Raw genomic sequence first — 14,972 nt, 5'->3', positions numbered from 1 at the left:
GATGTTTGAAGTTGGTTTTGATTCTACATTAAAGATTCAAATTGTCCACATTTTAAAGCAACATATTGCATAAAAAAATTGTTTTTTGGTGAAACCTTTAGGCTGAAAATAAGCAACAGCAAGCCTTTTGAGCTTTTAAAAAATTTAATAAAAACGAACGAATAAGTAGTAGTTTTAAGCTAAATTAAATACTCAGTAAAATAACTTAAGTGTTCTCTAAAAATCAATGCTGTACTTTTCAGTTAATATTTTGATTTGACCCAATGCCCTAAAAAACTTGTTTCCAGTCTGAGCCTCTTAAACGAGGTGTTATGTTTTCACTTGACAAAGGTAAAACATAGCGCAATAATAGGAAATTGTCGATAAGTACAAGTGCCAGCGGAACTGGCGGAATTGGCAGACGCGCTAGATTCAGGTTCTAGTGCCGCAAGGCTTCCGGGTTCAAGTCCCGGGTTCCGCATATTATTAAGTTAGGAGTTAGAAGTTAAGAGTTATAAGTTGAAAGAAAACTAAATTAACTCCTAAATCCTAATTCTTAACTCCTAATTTTTTGATGTTGACCAGTTTACAAAATTCCTTAGTCAAACAAATCCGCAAACTTCACTCCACCAAGGAGCGGCACAAGCAGCAATTATTTTTACTCGAAGGGACGCACCTGTTAGAGGAAGCTTGTGCGGTTAATTACCCACTAGAAACAGTGTGTTGTACTCCAGATTGGCAAGCAGCGCACTCGTCACTCTGGGAAGAAGCTTGTAGTAAAAGCGATCGCGCCGAAATTGTAAGTACAGAAGTATTGGATGCGATCGCTACTACAGTCCAACCCGATGGGGTGGTGGCAACGGCAAAACGAAGCAAAGGCCAAACTCAACTACCATTTACTGGTTTAGTCCTAGCTTTAGAAACCGTACAAGATCCGGGGAATCTGGGTACAATGATTCGCACTGCGGCGGCAGTAGGTGCATCAGGTTTGTGGGTAAGCGAAGATAGTGTAGATTTAGACAGCCCGAAAGTTCTCCGGGCTTCAGCAGGGCAATGGTTTCGCCTAGCAACGGCCGTAACTGAAGATTTAAAAGCTACAGTTCAACAAAGTCAACAGGCAGGAATGCAGGTAGTGGCAACCTTACCCAGTGCGACTTTAACTTATTGGGACGTGGACTGGCGCAAACCCAGTTTGATTTTACTGGGAAATGAAGGTGCTGGATTGTCAGCAGATTTAGCAGCAATCGCAGACAAACAAGTAAGAATCCCTTTGAGTCCTGGGGTAGAATCTTTGAATGTAGCGATCGCAGCCGCTTTGATGTTGTACGAAGCTCGACGGCAAATGAGTCAAGAGTTAAGAGTTAAAACTTAGAACTCATAAATCATCAATTTTCTTTAGTTTTTGTCTTTTCTTCAAGATATTGTTCAATATCAGCAACTGCATCTTCAAGAGCGGCTAAATCAATATTTGTCAAGTCTTGATCTTCGACTTCACTAAAATTACTACTATGCAGTTGTGCGAGTTGTGGAATTTCTTCTTCATCTGAACTTTCTTGTAAAATATCCTCCAACTGATCAAGGGATTCTTGAAATACTTGATCAGCGATGCGGCGCTTTTGTGGCTGACTTTGCTCCATAATATTGACTGGAAAATCCTGATTTAGTGAGCTAATTTTGATTGCAGTTTCTACAAATTTAAATTTTGCACTTATAACATCATAGTTGTGTATTCTTGATCATCCGCATTACCTGGGGTAAAAAATTAATCATTTGTTTTTCATTAGAATAATTAAGATTCATTAAATGGCAAATAAGTAACCATTTTTAGGTTGTAACACCTGGGTTTTGGATTTGCAAAAATTTGTCTAACATGACACTTGGAATTGGTCGTGGGCGCATTGTCTGTGCATCCACCCAAACCCATAGCGCCTCTGCCGTGACTAACAAATTATCTTCGTTTTTTTTACGAATTTCGTAGCATCGCAAGGCACGAGTCCCGCGCATTTCCTTCAACCAAGTAGTGACTTCTAGGGTATCTCCTGCTACTGCTGGGCGTAAATAGTCAATTTCTACCCGCCGCATGACAAATACCCCACCCACTTGCCGATATACATCCAGAGTTAAGCCTAGGTGTTCTGAGTGTTCAATGGCTGCTTGTTCTAGATAATTTTGGTAGACGGCGTTATTTACATGCCCAAGGGCATCCATCTCATAGTGTCGAACGCGTAGCAGAGTTTTGAACGGTAGCATAGTTTAGTTGGTAGTGCGGCGCTGTTCCTTAGACTTCTCTATATTAATTTTTCCATTTCAGTGCCTTGGCTACCTCTAAAGCAATTCAAAACTTGCTTGAAACAAGCGGAGATACTTTGGTTCGTAAATCATTTTGAGTCCGTGTAAGCGATCGCAATTATGAGACATAAACTTCTCCAACTGCTTCAGCAGTTAGATCCATGTGAGCAAGTTGTAAAAATTTTTGCTGCCGCCGTAAGCTTCATCACCAAGCATCATCCCTGCCCATTGATAATCGCTCATGGCGGCGCTATCAGTGAGTCAATCAATGTAGACATCTTGAGAACGCAGTAGAAAAGTATGGCGTTCAGTGCAGGTAGTAATTTTTAATGGCTCAACCACCTTGATTTTATATGGCTCTGCCCAAGAGCGACGGCGGCACGGGGAAGTTTGCTTTGCATCGGTCATAAATTCATTACTCTTTCATGCAGGTTAGCCAAATATTTGCATACTATTTTGGGTGTTAATAGTTGCTGTTGCCAAAACCGTCATAAGTAGTTTTAACGCTCTTTAGGGGCACACCACTGAGCTATTGGTTCAATTCGTGCTTGCTGGATCAATTCCAAAACTTGTGATTGATTACAACCATAGGTAGATGTTAATAATTCCTCACCTTGTTTTTTTGCCTCGTCGGCTGATACACCAAAGGTCATAATTTCTTCGTCTTGATTAGCTGTAATTCTCTCAACTGGAATGATACAGATATATTGCGGTTCATTATGTCTTATTTGTTGCACCATTATTGACCTCTCAACCTCACTATTAATTGTGTCTATTTTCAAGTGTAAATAAATCACGATTGAAAGTGAAACATAGTCAGTATTTAAGTAGTTTTTGACTGTTAAACACTAATTTTTATACGTGATTAAGACAACGTTAAGAATTTTCTCAAAATCGCCAAATTTCGCAGTGTAAACAGTTACGTATGGGAAAATTAATTTAAGATAAACAAATATCTTTTTGTAAATTTTTGTTCGCTTTTTAGTTCGGTAATGAGTTGAGTCACAGGTATTCGCTTATGCGTAGCCCGTCGTCAACATTGCTGTACGCATTAATTTAATTCTCTGTTGATTAGCTCTGGGGATCAGCAAATAAAAGCTGATATCCTAAAACATGAATTTTTCTTAACTTAATGTAGGCTTAATGCATTGAGTCAGTACAAGTTTAATAAAAATTGGAGATTATAAAATGGCAATTCGGAATAACTTAGTTAGCAATTTCTGGCAAAAAGTACAAAAAGATTCAGTTAGTTGGGGATCTTTAGCTCTTTGGATCAGTGCATTAGTTGTTATGTTAGTAATGCTTACCATGTTTTCTAACGCTTAATCTCAGCAAGTTTATTCTAGTTCCTGGGCAACAGCCTGGGAACTAACATAGGGTAGACTTTCATTCCTAGAAAACTTAAATTATGAACTGCAAACTTCTGGCAACAGTCGTAGTGCTAGCTACTACTAGCTTTGTAACCCCTGTTAAATCTCAAGAACCTACTACCGACACTCCAGCAAAATCGAATCAAGTTTTGAATGCTTGTGTTCAGAATCAAGCAGAAACTTTACCGAATCCCTTTAGTGATGTGCCAACAGACCATTGGGCTTTCAAGGCGGTTATGACTATGCACTACTGCGGTGCATTCCGCAAAGCTACCCCACCAGCTTTATTTCAAAAATTGCAACCAACAAATAGCCAGCAGCAACCGCAGAAAGAACCGCACCTTCAAAAATAGGCGTTGCTGGATAAAGATATAAAAGTTTGAGTAGTAACCGCCGATTAAAATTTAGATGGACGTTGAGACGAAGAGAATTGTGTTAGATGCAAAAAGTTTGCTATTCGGTATCTAATGGTATTTTTGCCTTTTGAAACACCTGCTCAACAGTAAATTCTAATCCCTCAAACAAAGAATCTTTGAGTAATTCTTCTCCCATATAAGTTTGTGGTGCTGCATCTGGATAAAAAACAGTAATGCTTCTGGCTTTACTATCTAATACCCACACCCGCAGCACCTTAGCATCTAAATAGTCTTTGGCTTTAGCTGCCATTTGTCCAAAGGTTTGTCCTGGGGAAATAATCTCAATCACCAAATCAGGAGGAACAGGACAAGCTTCGTCTTCGTCCCAGTTGCCGGGTAAACGTTCATTAGAGATATATAAAATATCTGGAATTGGCATCCAATCTCGCCCCCGACGGGTTAATGCAACAGCCCATTCCGGGCAAACCTCTCCTTTTCCCTCACACCACTGCTCAATCAAATTGAGAAGGACGCGGGTAAGTTTTGCGTGAAAAAACTTTGGTGACATCTTAGGAATTGCTTGACCATCAACAAGTTCATAGGTGATATCTCCCTCATCTATTGGAAGATTTAAGAACTCTTGCAAGGTTAATTGATTCTTGGTTTGGAGTATCATGGCTCAATAATTCGTAATTCGTACTTCGTAATTGAAGGACAGAGCAACTAATTTTTATTCTGACTCCTATTAGCGGTAGCGGGGCGTTTAGCCCATTCTGACTCCTGAATTCTTCTTCAAATTGTTCACATTCCCTGCAACACTTGCCGAATGATATCTGATGGGACTTCATCGGTAACTGTGACTACACCAATCTCTGTTGGTAAAACAAACCGCACTTTCCCTGCTTTGACTTTTTTATCTAACTGCAATGCCTCAATAATTGCTTCAATATCTACCCCAGATGGTAACTGAGTCGGTAAACCTGCTTTTTGAATTAAAGAATTTTGACGTTCCGTGTCTTCTTTTTGCCACATTCCCAATTCCACGGCAATTTGACCGGCTGCGACCATGCCAATAGCCACCGCTTCACCGTGATTCACTAGACGATAACCAGTCAAGCTTTCCACTGCATGACCGATGGTATGTCCATAGTTGAGAATCGCCCGCAATCCGCCTTCTTTCTCATCTTTGCTAACGACATCAGCTTTGGCTTGACAAGAGCGCATTAATATGGTAAATAACAGTTCAGGTTTTACATAGCGGAGTTGGTCGAGGCGTTTACTTGCTTCCAATTGGGCAAACAATTCGGCATCCCAAATTACACCATATTTAATAACTTCTGCCATTCCTGCCCGAAACTCGCGCATAGGTAGAGTTTTCAACACATCTGGGTCAATTAATACTAGACGCGGTTGATGGAATGCCCCAATCAAGTTTTTACCGTGGGGATGATTTACGCCAGTTTTGCCACCAATTGCCGAATCTACCATCGCCAAAAGAGTTGTAGGCACTTGGACAACATTAATGCCACGCAGCCAGGTTGCGGCTGCAAAGCCAGTCATATCGCCAATTACACCTCCGCCCAAAGCCACCATAGTAGCAGAACGTTCTAGGCGGTTTTCTAAGGCGACATCGTAAAGTTTTTGAATGGAATTGAGGGTTTTGTAGCGTTCCCCTGGTGGTAGGGTGCAGCTAGCAACTTCAAATCCAGCAGATGTTAAGGATGCGATCGCTCTTTCCCCAAAATGTTTAAAAATCGTCGGATTAGAAACCAGCAATACCTTCTTGCCTAGCTTGAGACTGGCCATCTGTTGACCCAGTTGATCTAAATTCAAAGATGCGATCGCAATCTCATAAGACTGCTCTGGTAAATTTACATTAATTACAGAAGTCATTGCTCAACCCCTAACAAGCGCCCGTGGGCTGTATTCTATCGCAATCTGGGGATTGGGGACTGGCGACTGGGGATTAGGGAAAAGTTTTCCAATGCCCAATGCCCAACAACTAATGATTCAATAGATTTAGAAAGTATTGTGGAGAAACATAAATGTTTGCAATTGTAGCTTACATCGGCTTTTTAGCTTTGTTCTTTGGTTTGGCTGTCGGTCTGCTGTTCGGTTTGCGGACTGCCAAAATAATTTAACCCAGAGATACATTCAACCTATTAACCTATGACTTTTGAAGGACGGGTACTCTGCCTGTCCCTCAATTCACAACAAGTTGCGCTTAAAAGTGGTCGAACGATCGCCCGATCTATTAGTTTGTTGTCCCACTAAAACACTCACTAATATGATCGCTGCTCCAATCAGTTGAATTGGCATTAACGTTTGATGTAACACAATAAATCCCATCAGTGTTGCAACTAGGGGACTCATCAATCCCAAGCAGGAAACAGCTGTGGCTTTTAATCGTTCAATTCCGCGAAACCAAAGCATATAAGCTAACCCAGTTCCTACTAAACCCAAATAGACAAATCCCAATAGGTTTGTCACACTCAGGTTAGTCAACGGTTTTTCAACAACTAGGGCAATAGGTAAAAGAATGATCCCGCCGATCGCCAATTGCCATGCCGTAAACACCAGCAGAGAAACTGGACGTTTCCAGCGTTTGGTTAATGTCGTTCCTAAGCCCATTGTTACTGCTCCTGCGATCGCAGCGCCAATTCCGATCCAATCAAGACGAGCCGCAGGACTGAGAACCAATAAACCAACGCCAATAAATCCGGCAATGGCAGCCATTATTGAGCGTTTGGATGGTTTATCGCCCAGTAATAGCCACGAAAATATCACCACTAACAACGGTTGAATTGCTCCGGCTGTTGCTGCTACTCCACCGGGAAGACGATAGGCTGCCACAAATAACAAGGCTTGGAAAATACCAATATTCAACCCTCCCAGCAGCAAAATGCGCCACCACCAAATACCTTTGGGGAGTTGTCGCAAACTTGCGGTTAACAAAATACCGATGGGTAGCGATCGCAACGCTGCAACTAACAACGGATGATTCGGTGGCAAAAGTTCGGTTGCCACAATGTACGTAGTTCCCCAGATTGCTGGTGCTAAGGCTGTCAGCCAAATATCAAACCTTCCGGTAGTCTTTATCTTCATGGATTTTATCTCGACATCAAGATACTTGATATCGAGATTTTAGCATTTATCTTGATGTTAAGATATTTGATATCAAGAAACTTGCATCAGCAATCAGCACAATGGCTTCCGATTCAGTCGATATGATTTTGGCGCAATGGCAACGTGAGCGTCCTGATTTGGACGTATCGCCAATGGGAGTAATTGGGCGGATGGGACGGGTAGCCAAGCATTTTGAACACGCAATCCAAGAGACGTTTTCTGAGTTTGGTCTGAATCTTGGGGAATTTGATGTATTGGCTACCTTACGTCGCTCTGGCGCTCCTTACCAGCTATCACCAACGGCATTGTTTAACACTTTGATGGTTTCATCGGGCACAATGACCCATCGCGTTGACCAACTTGAGCAAGCTGGGTTGGTAAAACGAATTCCAGATCCGAGCGATCGGCGCGGCACTTTAATTACATTGACAGAAGAAGGTTTTAACTTAATTGAGAAAGCCGTAAAAGCTCATGTTGCCAATGAGCATCGCATCCTCAGTGTTTTGCAGCCATCAGAACGGGAATTACTTATTGTGCTGTTAAGAAAGCTCTTGACTTCATTTGAAGGAGAATAGCGGCTACCTTGTTAAAAAAAGGCAAAAGAAAAAACATTTAGTCAAGGATTCAGATCCAGACTAAATGTTTTGCACGAAATCAAATATTTATCCCACAACAGCCGGACTAGCTACCTTTTCTTGTCTTTGGGAAGGTGGACGCATTCCCAAACCAAGTAAATTCAGCATTTCTCGATCGCTATCATAATCTGGACAGGGAGTTGTCACTGTCAACATTTTGTTGTCGTCGCTAGAAAAGATAGAATTGGCTCCTGCCATAAAGCAGAAAGCTTGTTCAACTTGAGAAAGTCTAGCCCTACCAGCACTCAGACGCACATCGGAAGCTGGCATTAAAATTCTGGCTGTGGCAATCATCCGCACAATATCCCAAATGGGGACATCAGGCTGATTTTCTAAAGGTGTCCCCGGTACTTGTGAAAGAATATTAATTGGCACGGATTCTGGATGCGGATGTAAGTTTGCCAGAGTTTGTAACATCCCAACTCTGTCATCGACAGTTTCGCCCAAACCCAGGATACCGCCGGAACATACGGTAACATTTGTCTGACGGACATTCTCGATTGTGTTCAAGCGATCGCTATAAGTTCTCGTGGTAATAATTGTGCTGTAATATTCCTGCGAGGTATCTAAGTTATGGTTGTAGGCGTAAAGTCCCGCTTCTTCCAATTTCCGGGCCTGATTTGCCGTCAGCATACCCAGAGTGCAGCACACTTCTAAACCCATTGAGGTTACATCCTTGACCATTTCCAGGACTTCCTCAAATTGCGAGTTATCCCGCACTTCGCGCCAAGCAGCACCCATGCAGATGCGACTAACACCAGTTTCTTTAGCTTTCTGGGCGATGTTAACTACTGTTTCTTTTTCTAGGAGTGCTTGTGCCTTTACCTCTGTTTTATAGCGGGAAGATTGGGCACAGTAGCTACAATCTTCTGGACAACCCCCCGTTTTAATAGATATAAGCTTACAAACTTGTATTTTTGTTGGGTCATGATATTGGCGATGCACGCTAGCAGCTTGATAAATAAGCTCTAGCAATGGCGTGTCGTATATCGCCCGAATCTCTAATTCCTGCCAATCGTAGCGTATTCCCACCACATCACTATCCTTCTTGTAGACTGGGTTAAATCTTGAGCTGTCTTTTGGTTGAATTTCCTGCGGTACAGTGCTTAGGCAAAGCGATTTTATCGAAGTTATGCCACGTACTGTGCTTTATCACCCATTGGCTCTCAATCCTTCCGCTCTAGATATTAGACATCAGCTTATCAAGATTTTGGATGAATGGCAGATTACTAGTATAAATACTTACCTTGTCATTGGGCATTGGGCAGTTGTACTGATAATGAGACAGTTAATCTTATTGCTGCTGTTAAAGCGTAGGTATGAGAGAATTTATAAAATTTAGAGAATGTGCTGGGAAGATATACCGTCGATTATGATCTCAGAATTGCCACTAATTACAAGCGATCGCCTATTATTACGAACAGCGATCCATGAAGATATACCCCAAATTCTCAAATATTTCATTCATAACAAAACCTATCTCACTCCATTCTACCCTCTTTGGGCTGATGGTTTTTTCACTGAAGAATATTGGCAATATCAAATAGAGAATAGTTTTCTAGAATTTATTAATGGGCAATCGTTAAAGCTATTTATTTTTACAAAAACAAATCCCACTGTAATTATTGGAACTGTCAATTTTAGTAATTTTGTTCGAGGAGTCGCTCATTTTTGCTACGTAGGATATAGCCTTGCTGAAAGTAAACAAGGTAAAGGATATATGACAGAAGGGCTAAAAGCCGCAACTCAATATCTATTTCAAGAGTTAAACTTTCACCGAGTTATGGCTAATTATATGCCTCACAATCGGCGCAGTGGCAATGTCCTTAAAAGGCTCGGTTTTGTCATTGAAGGATATGCTAGAGATTATTTATTAATTAATGGGCAATGGGAAGATCATATTATGACAAGTCTTATCAATCCTAATTGGCAAGCACCTAAATTTTAAAAACGGCTGAGTATAATTTTTATTTAAGATAATATATTTTACTTACTTGCTATAACTATTGGTAAATGTAATAAATAATCTCTGAAAACACGCGCAGTCCTATTAATCTAATTTGAACGAAAATCGTCATTCTAGTACGCCACGCCGGAAATAGAGCAACCATTAAAAATCCCTCCATAATACTTTTGACTTTTGACTTCCGCCTTGCGGTACTAAGCATTTGAAAATTTCGAGCGCGTACAAAAATTGAAATGAACACGATGATCCCAGTCATCGTGCGACCCGTCCTCATTTTTGGGTTACGGAGAAAACATTGGCTGTAGCGCAGTTAGTGAGCTTTTGTAAATATTGCGTATCGTCTGCAAAAAACTTATGAGATAGAACTGAAAACTCGACAGACACTACGCTGTCAGATTCAGACAGAAATTTTATAAACTTTTGTAACCAATTGGCTGGTTCTGCATAAAACTTGTATGCCCAATGTAAATTATGTAGGTACTTGCTTGACGATAATTAATTTAGGTTCACTTGCTCTGGTATCGCGTAACCGTTGTGGGAGCAACTACTGCTTGTTTCGGTATTATTTGGTAACCAAAATTATGACAATTATACTTGCAATAAGCTTAGTAGCCTTTATTGCTGGCTTATTAATTTACTTCCTACTGACCTCAAGAGGTCGAATTTTGCTCAAATCTTTGGTGACGAAAATAAACTACCAATGGTGGAGACTAAGCTTTGGCAAGCTTAACCGACTAGGATCAAGATTTTCCAAGACTATAACAATTGCTGCGATTATTATGGTAGCAGTAATCGCTGGAAATAGTGTATCGGCGCAGGTTACGGGGTCGGCTCCAGTTTCGCTCAAGAGCGTATCGGTTCCAGAACCTGACAATCTTGGAGACTTTGTAAAAAACAAAGCAGCTGCAATCAAGCTAGGAAAGACTCTTTTTTGGGATATGCAGGTTGGGAGCGACGGACAGACCTCCTGTGCTACTTGTCACTTCCATGCTGGAGCCGACAATAGATCCATAAATCAGATTGCTCCAGGGCTTTTGCGAATTAATGCTGATGGTACAGAGAATCCAGATACAATTTTTAATATAGGCGGCGCGCCAAACTACCAGCTAAGAAAAGAAGATTTTCCCTTTCACAAGCTGTCAAATCCAAATGATTCTACGACTGTGGTATCTGACAGTAACGATGTTAGCTCCTCTCAAGGAGTCGCAAATACAAAATTTGTTGGTGTTATACCTGGTAGCTCAAAAGACCTAGAAACAAGTGAGCCAGATCCAGTGTTTAAAGTGGGAGGTATCAATGTGCGCCGCGTCCAGCCGCGTAATACGCCAACCGTAATTAATGCAGCATTCAACTTCCGCAACTTCTGGGATGGAAGGGCACAAGATATTTTTAATGGGGTGAATCCCTTCGGTTTAAGAGATCCTAACGCCTCTGTGGTGAAAGCAGAAAACCCAAATCAGCTTAAATTTGTCAAAGTCAGCCTGAATAATTCGTCTTTGGCTTCCCAAGCGGTCGGCCCGCCACTCAGCTCCTTCGAGTCGTCCGCCGATGGTCGTACTTTTCAAGAAATTGGTAATAAGTTTGGTCAAATTGACCTCAGCAAATTTATAGTTGTTAAGGGTTCGCTGGACAATATTCTGTCAATTGGGGGTACAAAGCTCCCCAGAGTCCTGGGGCAAAAGTTGTCTGGACTCACACCACTAGGCAAACAGGTTGTGCATCCACAAGACAGCGTTTTAGGTGCAAACAGTAACTCGCCTCAACCCGGACTCAAGGATATAACCTACGAGGATCTGATTAAAGATGCCTTTAAGCCAGAGTGGTGGAACTCTAATCAACTCATCCAAGTTGATGCTGAAGGTAAACGGACTTTTGTCAACAGCGCTGATAACTCTTCCCAAACCAATGAGTACAGGCTGTTGGATTATAACTTCTCGCTATTCTTTGGGCTTGCAGTTCAGTTGTACGAGTCTACACTCATTGCCAACGATACACCTTACGATCGCTTCTTAGAAGGAAAAACCACTGCCCTCACCGTCCAGCAGCAACGAGGCAAACAATTATTCGAGGGTAAAGCTGCCTGCATCTTCTGCCATAGTGGGTTGGAACTCACCAGCGCCTCGGTTAGCAACGTCAAGAACCAAAGACTTAGAGCCACTACCACCACTCCCAAAACCGTCTCGGACAGAGGTTACTTCAATATCGGTGTTAGACCCACCCTAGAAGACATCAGTGTTGGTGGTAAAGACCCATTTGGTAATCCGCTTTCGGAGTCGCGGGTGGCTGCTTTGGGGAAATTCCCGCTACTTTTCGGTTCAAGCCCCAATGTTACAGTTAGCCCCAATGACACAGTAGTTGCAGACGGGCAGTTTAAGACTCCTGGATTACGCAATATAGAACTGACAGCTCCTTACTTCCACAATGGTGGCTATTTGACTTTGCCACAAGTGGTGGACTTCTATAATCGTGGTGGAGATTTCCGCCAGGAAGGGGTTCTCCGCCCATTGGGATTAAGCCAAACTGAAAAAGATGACTTGGTGGCTTTCCTAAAAGGACTTACTGATGAGCGAGTTGTCACTGACAAAGCGCCCTTTGACCATCCGCAACTGTTCATTCCCAATGGACATTTAGGTAACTCTATGTTTGTTGTCAATGATGGTACTGGTAAAGCTGCCGATAACGTACTAGAAATTCCTGCTGTAGGTAAGAATGGTGGTAAAGGGACTTCAAATTTCCTGAACTAACTAGCAATTTGAGTTAGTCGCTCAGGTGTCAAAGCAGGGGGAAATAAGCGAAAAAAATCCCTTCCTTGTCCCTCTGCTCTTTGCATACTTACAAACTGACGCTAATTTACTATCAGAAATTGAAGCAGCTTTAATTGCTTGGTTTATACCTCTGCAATAGTCAGCTTCAAGTTTTGGAAAATCAGTTTTATTTAATTAAGATTAAGTTTCAGAAGACTGGCGGATTTGCTCTAAACTTCGGTTGAGCCAGTCTTCATACCATTCATAAAAACTTAAAGGCTGCTCCTCATTGCTATTTGGATAAGAATCATCAGAGTTGATGTCATGGAAAGCATGGCAAAAACTCAAACAAGCAGGATATATTCCATTATCATTAGTACGATCATCTATCCAGATTTTTCCTGACTGCTCACCAGTAATAACTAACATCCCATAAATTCCACAACCATAATTTGTAATTGTGAGAGTACCGTGAATAAATTTATCGTCGAAATAGGCATCATTGTTGGTAACAAAATCCGTATTGTCCTCGACAATTAAATCTAAATCATTCCATGCCTCTGTCAAAGGAAATGGTTTAGAGAGAATTTTGTAGTTCTCTCGGTATACTTTTTCTGGGATGACATCTTCAGATTCAATTCCCGATAGTCCAGATAAGCCGTATCCAGGCCCTGCACCACCATTACCAATTTCTAAGAGAAAGTTTCGATATTCACTTGGTAGCGTAATATTATATCTAGATTCAAACACTTGAATATCCTTGTTACTCAAGCAAGGTTTAAATTGATATTGGTGTGATTCTGAGCCAAAAACCTCAAATGTAGCGTCTAAAATAGCTAATTGAGCTAACTTTTTCTTTAATTGCAAAACTTTATTCATTATGCGTTCTAGATTTTAATGGTGACGCTGCGATATTTTAGATATGGGCCGCTTTTTGCGTCTATGCTGATGCTGAAGCCAGAGGTAGTATTAAGGGAAGAATGAATTAAGCTTTGCTTGTAATGACTCTGGCTGAAACTCCAAACTACAAAAATTCTAGCAATCCTTTTCTCTCCCTCAACTACGAAAGCGCCTTGGAATCTCTAGGCGATGACTACTACGATGAGGTTGCAGCAGAGGAATTTCCTCAACACATCCTGCGTTGGCGTAACGATGCACTACTACCCCGCTTGGGTTTAGATCCCCAATTAGTCAAAGACGAAGATTTTATCACAGCTTTCGGCAAATTTCAGGGGCGTAAACCCTTGTTGGCACTGCGTTACCACGGCTATCAATTTGGTGAATATAACAGACAGTTAGGTGATGGTAGAGGCTTCCTCTACGGGCAAGTACGCGCCACTGATGGCGAATTGTACGATTTTGGCACGAAAGGCTCTGGAAGAACGCCTTACTCCCGTGGTGGCGATGGTATGCTGACGCTCAAAGGTGGGGTGCGGGAAGTTCTGGCTGCGGAAGCACTACACCACTTGGGTGTACGTACCTCGCGCTGTCTGACCATGATTGAAACAGGTTTACCCCTCTGGCGGGGAGATGAACCTTCGCCTACTCGCTCATGTGTGATGATTAGAATGAGCAGTTCTCATATTCGGTTTGGCACTTTTGAGCGACTGCATTTTTTCCAGCGTCCAGATTTAACTAAGAAGTTATTAGACCACGTAATTGAGCAGTATTATCGACATTTAAGTGCTGAACAAGATAAATATGTCTTGTTTTACGCCGAATTAGTGAAACGAGTTGCAAAACTAGTAGCGCAATGGATGGCGGCTGGCTTTTGTCATGCAGTCCTAAATACTGACAATATGTCGATTACGGGAGAGAGTTTTGACTATGGACCTTATGCGTTTATCCCAACTTATAACCCATCCTTTATAGCTGCATATTTTGATTATTATGGACGCTATTGTTACGGTAATCAACCAAGTATTTGTCAGTTGAATTTACAAATGCTCCAGGAACCTTTAAAGGCGATTATCGATAAAGAGGAAATGGAAACTGGATTAGCAATGTTTGCTGAGTATTATCAAGTTGAATACAGTTCTTTGATGTTGAAAAAGTTAGGTTTTGAGGATTTGCCGCATCCACAAGCTGAGGAACTGTTGAATCTAACGGTTGAATTTTTGCAAGACAGCCAAGTTGGTTATCACCAATTCTTCTATGAGATGGCTCGTACTTTTTCATCGAAATGGCGAGATGAACCAGGTTTTGTGATGAATAGTTCAGATATTGTGCCAGTACCGGGTGCGTCAGGAATTTTTGATGATTGGTGCATACTGTATCATAAAATTTTGAATGATTTGGAGAGCGATCGCACCAATGTTATTGCCCAAACTTTAGCTGTTCATAATCCGAAAACGGCATTATTAAGACCTGTGATTGAATCTATTTGGGAACCAATTGCTCAGGAAGATAATTGGCAACCTTTTTATGACTTAATTAAGGATATTCAGTCTAGGAGATAGTTAGCAAAGGGGCATGGGGCATGGGGCATTAGTTATTTCTCCCCTGCT

The 14,972-nt window shown here is 41.5% G+C and carries 17 protein-coding genes and 1 tRNA gene; 8 read left to right on the top strand and 10 right to left on the bottom strand.

Annotation, left to right across the window (positions count from 1 at the left end; translation table 11 throughout):
- Nucleotides 1–378: 378 nt before the first annotated feature.
- Both H6G96_RS25175 and H6G96_RS25170 read left to right on the top strand, forming a co-directional pair.
- Nucleotides 379–460 (top strand) — tRNA-Leu (locus tag H6G96_RS25175).
- Between the two features lie 93 nt (nucleotides 461–553).
- Nucleotides 554–1,351 (top strand): RNA methyltransferase, encoded by a 798-nt coding sequence (locus tag H6G96_RS25170; protein WP_190914573.1) that lies wholly within the window; start codon nucleotides 554–556, stop codon nucleotides 1,349–1,351.
- 13 nt (nucleotides 1,352–1,364) lie between these two features.
- Here H6G96_RS25170 and H6G96_RS25165 read toward each other — a convergent pair whose 3' ends face one another.
- The 5 genes from H6G96_RS25165 to H6G96_RS25150 form a co-directional block, all read right to left on the bottom strand.
- A complete protein-coding gene (locus H6G96_RS25165) occupies nucleotides 1,365–1,616 on the bottom strand; it encodes a hypothetical protein (protein ID WP_190914571.1) in 252 nt (83 codons plus the stop codon).
- A 187-nt stretch (nucleotides 1,617–1,803) separates the two neighbouring features.
- Complete coding sequence (locus H6G96_RS25160; RefSeq protein ID WP_190914569.1) at nucleotides 1,804–2,229, bottom strand: thioesterase family protein; 426 nt, start codon at nucleotides 2,227–2,229, stop codon at nucleotides 1,804–1,806.
- 192 nt (nucleotides 2,230–2,421) lie between these two features.
- Complete coding sequence (locus H6G96_RS41550) at nucleotides 2,422–2,511, bottom strand: beta-eliminating lyase-related protein (protein ID WP_242063387.1); 90 nt, start codon at nucleotides 2,509–2,511, stop codon at nucleotides 2,422–2,424.
- An 18-nt stretch (nucleotides 2,512–2,529) separates the two neighbouring features.
- The gene (locus H6G96_RS41545; protein ID WP_242063386.1) at nucleotides 2,530–2,676 is read right to left on the bottom strand and encodes a hypothetical protein; all 147 of its coding nucleotides are present in this window, start codon (nucleotides 2,674–2,676) and stop codon (nucleotides 2,530–2,532) included.
- Between the two features lie 92 nt (nucleotides 2,677–2,768).
- Nucleotides 2,769–3,008, bottom strand: a complete 240-nt coding sequence (locus H6G96_RS25150) for a hypothetical protein (RefSeq protein WP_190914567.1) — start codon at nucleotides 3,006–3,008, stop codon at nucleotides 2,769–2,771.
- 668 nt (nucleotides 3,009–3,676) lie between these two features.
- Between H6G96_RS25150 and H6G96_RS25145 the strand changes: the two genes are divergently transcribed.
- On the top strand, nucleotides 3,677–3,991 hold the full coding sequence (locus tag H6G96_RS25145; RefSeq protein ID WP_190914565.1) for an S-layer protein: 315 nt from the start codon (nucleotides 3,677–3,679) through the stop codon (nucleotides 3,989–3,991).
- A gap of 100 nt (nucleotides 3,992–4,091) precedes the next feature.
- On the opposite strand, the gene H6G96_RS25140 is transcribed toward H6G96_RS25145, so the two are convergent.
- Nucleotides 4,092–4,670, bottom strand: coding sequence for a Uma2 family endonuclease (locus H6G96_RS25140; RefSeq protein WP_190914563.1), 579 nt, complete (start codon nucleotides 4,668–4,670; stop codon nucleotides 4,092–4,094).
- Nucleotides 4,671–4,795: 125 nt separating this feature from the next.
- Nucleotides 4,796–5,887 (bottom strand): 3-dehydroquinate synthase, encoded by a 1,092-nt coding sequence (gene aroB / locus H6G96_RS25135; protein WP_190914561.1) that lies wholly within the window; start codon nucleotides 5,885–5,887, stop codon nucleotides 4,796–4,798.
- A 152-nt stretch (nucleotides 5,888–6,039) separates the two neighbouring features.
- On the opposite strand from aroB, the gene petL reads away from it, so the two are divergent.
- A complete protein-coding gene (gene petL / locus H6G96_RS25130; protein ID WP_100899295.1) occupies nucleotides 6,040–6,135 on the top strand; it encodes a cytochrome b6-f complex subunit PetL in 96 nt (31 codons plus the stop codon).
- Nucleotides 6,136–6,202: 67 nt separating this feature from the next.
- On the opposite strand, the gene H6G96_RS25125 is transcribed toward petL, so the two are convergent.
- Nucleotides 6,203–7,099: an EamA family transporter gene (locus H6G96_RS25125; RefSeq protein ID WP_190914559.1), complete on the bottom strand. Its 897-nt coding sequence runs from the start codon at nucleotides 7,097–7,099 to the stop codon at nucleotides 6,203–6,205.
- Between the two features lie 101 nt (nucleotides 7,100–7,200).
- Here H6G96_RS25125 and H6G96_RS25120 point away from each other — a divergent pair, with 101 nt between their 5' ends.
- Nucleotides 7,201–7,695: a MarR family transcriptional regulator gene (locus H6G96_RS25120; RefSeq protein ID WP_190914557.1), complete on the top strand. Its 495-nt coding sequence runs from the start codon at nucleotides 7,201–7,203 to the stop codon at nucleotides 7,693–7,695.
- Between the two features lie 87 nt (nucleotides 7,696–7,782).
- On the opposite strand, the gene bioB is transcribed toward H6G96_RS25120, so the two are convergent.
- A complete protein-coding gene (bioB, locus tag H6G96_RS25115; RefSeq protein ID WP_190914555.1) occupies nucleotides 7,783–8,790 on the bottom strand; it encodes a biotin synthase BioB in 1,008 nt (335 codons plus the stop codon).
- A 337-nt stretch (nucleotides 8,791–9,127) separates the two neighbouring features.
- Between bioB and H6G96_RS25110 the strand changes: the two genes are divergently transcribed.
- Both H6G96_RS25110 and H6G96_RS25105 read left to right on the top strand, forming a co-directional pair.
- On the top strand, nucleotides 9,128–9,703 hold the full coding sequence (locus tag H6G96_RS25110; protein WP_190914553.1) for a GNAT family N-acetyltransferase: 576 nt from the start codon (nucleotides 9,128–9,130) through the stop codon (nucleotides 9,701–9,703).
- A gap of 599 nt (nucleotides 9,704–10,302) precedes the next feature.
- On the top strand, nucleotides 10,303–12,465 hold the full coding sequence (locus H6G96_RS25105; protein ID WP_190914551.1) for a cytochrome c peroxidase: 2,163 nt from the start codon (nucleotides 10,303–10,305) through the stop codon (nucleotides 12,463–12,465).
- Between the two features lie 201 nt (nucleotides 12,466–12,666).
- Here the strand turns inward: H6G96_RS25105 and H6G96_RS25100 are convergent, their stop codons facing one another.
- On the bottom strand, nucleotides 12,667–13,344 hold the full coding sequence (locus tag H6G96_RS25100; protein WP_190914549.1) for an SMI1/KNR4 family protein: 678 nt from the start codon (nucleotides 13,342–13,344) through the stop codon (nucleotides 12,667–12,669).
- 122 nt (nucleotides 13,345–13,466) lie between these two features.
- Here H6G96_RS25100 and H6G96_RS25095 point away from each other — a divergent pair, with 122 nt between their 5' ends.
- Nucleotides 13,467–14,924 carry a YdiU family protein gene (locus tag H6G96_RS25095; protein ID WP_190914547.1) on the top strand — a complete coding sequence of 486 codons (1,458 nt, stop codon included), beginning with the start codon at nucleotides 13,467–13,469 and terminating at the stop codon, nucleotides 14,922–14,924.
- The last annotated feature ends 48 nt before the right edge of the window (nucleotides 14,925–14,972 follow it).

Origin of the sequence: Nostoc sp. FACHB-892 (assembly GCF_014698795.1) — a bacterium.
Lineage (GTDB): Bacteria > Cyanobacteriota > Cyanobacteriia > Cyanobacteriales > Nostocaceae > Nostoc.
The sequence above is the reverse complement of the archived record's forward strand: the minus strand, read 5'-3'. Positions and strand labels throughout refer to the sequence as shown.

Excerpts from the sequence above, each read along its gene's own strand:
- petL (WP_100899295.1), top strand. The coding sequence starts at position 6,040 with ATGTTTGCAATTGTAGCTTACATCGGCTTTTTAGCTTTGTTCTTTGGT.
- H6G96_RS25160 (WP_190914569.1), bottom strand. The coding sequence starts at position 2,229 with ATGCTACCGTTCAAAACTCTGCTACGCGTTCGACACTATGAGATGGAT.
- H6G96_RS41545 (WP_242063386.1), bottom strand. The coding sequence starts at position 2,676 with ATGACCGATGCAAAGCAAACTTCCCCGTGCCGCCGTCGCTCTTGGGCA.
- H6G96_RS25150 (WP_190914567.1), bottom strand. The coding sequence starts at position 3,008 with ATGGTGCAACAAATAAGACATAATGAACCGCAATATATCTGTATCATT.
- aroB (WP_190914561.1), bottom strand. The coding sequence starts at position 5,887 with ATGACTTCTGTAATTAATGTAAATTTACCAGAGCAGTCTTATGAGATT.
- H6G96_RS25095 (WP_190914547.1), top strand. The coding sequence starts at position 13,467 with ATGACTCTGGCTGAAACTCCAAACTACAAAAATTCTAGCAATCCTTTT.
- H6G96_RS25145 (WP_190914565.1), top strand. The coding sequence starts at position 3,677 with ATGAACTGCAAACTTCTGGCAACAGTCGTAGTGCTAGCTACTACTAGC.
- H6G96_RS25100 (WP_190914549.1), bottom strand. The coding sequence starts at position 13,344 with ATGAATAAAGTTTTGCAATTAAAGAAAAAGTTAGCTCAATTAGCTATT.
- H6G96_RS25125 (WP_190914559.1), bottom strand. The coding sequence starts at position 7,099 with ATGAAGATAAAGACTACCGGAAGGTTTGATATTTGGCTGACAGCCTTA.
- H6G96_RS25120 (WP_190914557.1), top strand. The coding sequence starts at position 7,201 with ATGGCTTCCGATTCAGTCGATATGATTTTGGCGCAATGGCAACGTGAG.
- H6G96_RS25140 (WP_190914563.1), bottom strand. The coding sequence starts at position 4,670 with ATGATACTCCAAACCAAGAATCAATTAACCTTGCAAGAGTTCTTAAAT.
- H6G96_RS41550 (WP_242063387.1), bottom strand. The coding sequence starts at position 2,511 with ATGAGCGATTATCAATGGGCAGGGATGATGCTTGGTGATGAAGCTTAC.
- H6G96_RS25110 (WP_190914553.1), top strand. The coding sequence starts at position 9,128 with ATGATCTCAGAATTGCCACTAATTACAAGCGATCGCCTATTATTACGA.
- H6G96_RS25105 (WP_190914551.1), top strand. The coding sequence starts at position 10,303 with ATGACAATTATACTTGCAATAAGCTTAGTAGCCTTTATTGCTGGCTTA.
- H6G96_RS25165 (WP_190914571.1), bottom strand. The coding sequence starts at position 1,616 with ATGGAGCAAAGTCAGCCACAAAAGCGCCGCATCGCTGATCAAGTATTT.
- H6G96_RS25170 (WP_190914573.1), top strand. The coding sequence starts at position 554 with ATGTTGACCAGTTTACAAAATTCCTTAGTCAAACAAATCCGCAAACTT.